Annotated in this window: 4 protein-coding genes; 2 read left to right on the forward strand and 2 right to left on the reverse strand. The window is 61.6% G+C overall.

The features are described 5' to 3' along the window. On the reverse strand, positions 1–130 hold a 130-nt coding region (locus tag HX846_RS33805; protein ID WP_178967106.1), incomplete at its 3' end, for a FecR/PupR family sigma factor regulator. A 63-nt stretch (positions 131–193) separates the two neighbouring features. Beyond that, positions 194–715, reverse strand: a complete 522-nt coding sequence (locus HX846_RS33810; RefSeq protein WP_178967107.1) for an RNA polymerase sigma factor — start codon at positions 713–715, stop codon at positions 194–196. Positions 716–920: 205 nt separating this feature from the next. Here HX846_RS33810 and aroQ point away from each other — a divergent pair, with 205 nt between their 5' ends. Continuing rightward, the gene (aroQ, locus tag HX846_RS33815) at positions 921–1,361 is read left to right on the forward strand and encodes a type II 3-dehydroquinate dehydratase (protein ID WP_087693554.1); all 441 of its coding nucleotides are present in this window, start codon (positions 921–923) and stop codon (positions 1,359–1,361) included. Next, a partial coding sequence (locus HX846_RS33820) for a shikimate dehydrogenase (protein WP_178967108.1) occupies positions 1,358–1,926 on the forward strand: 569 nt, incomplete at its 3' end. The genes aroQ and HX846_RS33820, both read left to right, overlap by 4 nt.

The raw sequence follows: 1,926 nt of genomic DNA on the forward strand, positions 1-1,926 counted from the left end.
GGCTGTCTCTGGCGATCCATTGGCGCAGCTCGGCCTGCTCCTGATCGGTCAGGGCGCCGGCGTGCAGGCGCACCGCCCAATCGGCAGCCGCCTCGGTAATGCTGTGCTGTTGCGGACCCGGGCTATTCACGTGTGAATCTCGAATTTTTCGTTATATAACGCTGTGACGTCTGACCCCAGATTTGTCGGTAATTCATTCGTCGGACGGCCCCGCCTCACCTTCCTGCAAACGCTGCATGACATACGCCAGCGCCTTGGCCAGGTGCTTTTGCACTGAGCTGTCGCAAATGCCCAGGTGGCGCGCGACCTGGGCATGGGTCATGCCCTCGATCCGGTTGAGACGGAAAATCTGCCGGGTACGCTCCGGCAATTCCGCCAGTGCCTGCTTCAATGCCTGCCGCTGTTGCTGCGCCATCGCCTGAGCCTCCAACCCGGCCATTTCATCTTCAATCTCGGCCAGCGCCTCATGGGGCACGGAGTCGGTCTTGCGCCGCGCCTCCTGGCGGATATGGTCGATCAGCAGATTGCCGGCCGTGCGATAGAGATAGCCCTGGGAGTTGTCGATGCGCTCGCCGGCCGGCTTTTGCGCCAGGCGCAGGAAACTCTCCTGCACCAGGTCTGCGGCCAACTGCGGGTCCCGTACCTTGCGTGCGAGATACCCGCGCAGAGTATCGGCGTGCTTGAGAAACAGGCCTTTGAGATCCACGTCCGACAAACCGACTCCCTGGAATGTTAAGGAAACAGGCGGGCATCTTAAGCGTTGTCGAGAATGATTTTCAATTGATATCAACTCTGATCCACACAACGGTGGTTTTCATTCTGCGTTCGGTAATCGAACGGTTCCCACCCACGCGATTGACCAAATTAACCATTCAGTACATTTTATCGACCTACATAAAAACAACAGTGGAGAACCCTCTATGCCGCCCATCGTGCTGGTGCTGAACGGCCCCAACCTCAACTTGCTCGGCACTCGCGAGCCCGCCACTTATGGCCACGAAACCCTGGCCGACCTTGCCGCCCTGTGTGGCCGCAGCGCCGAGCAACTGGGCCTGAAAGTCGAATTCCGCCAGACCAACCACGAAGGCGAATTGCTGGACTGGATCCACGGCGCCCGCGCCCGTTGCGCCGGCATCGTGATCAACCCGGCAGCCTGGACCCACACTTCGGTGGCGATCCGCGACGCGCTGGTGGCCAGTGAAGTACCGGTGATCGAGGTGCACTTGTCCAACGTGCATGCCCGGGAAGCGTTCCGTCATCACTCGTTCGTGTCGCCGATTGCCAAGGCGGTGCTGGCCGGGTTTGGCAGCCACGGTTATCACCTCGCCCTCGAACATTTCAGCAAGACCTTGAAGGGATGAGCGCGGTGTCCAAACGTCGAATTCTGGCCGGCCTGATCGGCGCCGGCATCCAGGCTTCCCGCACCCCGGCCCTGCATGAGCATGAAGGCGATGCCCAGGGCCTGCGTTACCTCTATCGCCTGATCGACCTCGACCGGCTACAGGTGGATACCCGCGCCCTGCCCGACCTGTTGATGGCGGCCGAACAGATGAACTTCACCGGCTTGAACATCACCTACCCGTGCAAGCAGGCGATCCTGCCGTTGCTGGATGACCTGTCACCCGAGGCACGGGGCATCGGCGCGGTGAACACCGTGGTGCTTTGCGACGGTAAACGCATCGGCCACAACACCGACTGCCTGGGCTTTGCCGAAGGCTTTCGCCGGGGCTTGAGTGATGTGGCTCGCAAGTTCGTGGTGCAGATGGGCGCGGGCGGCGCCGGGGCGGCAGTGGCCCATGCGCTGCTGGGTGAAGGCGTGGAACGCTTGAGTATTTTCGACATGGACGCCGAACGTGCCCGCAGCCTGGCGGACAACCTCAACCAGCATTTCGGTGCCGGCCGGGCCCAGGCCGGCAATGACCTGGA

Origin of the sequence: Pseudomonas sp. K5002, from assembly GCF_013386655.1 — a bacterium.
Classification (GTDB): Bacteria; Pseudomonadota; Gammaproteobacteria; order Pseudomonadales; family Pseudomonadaceae; genus Aquipseudomonas.

Coding starts and splice junctions, on each gene's coding strand:
- aroQ (WP_087693554.1), top strand. CDS start 921: ATGCCGCCCATCGTGCTGGTGCTGAACGGCCCCAACCTCAACTTGCTC.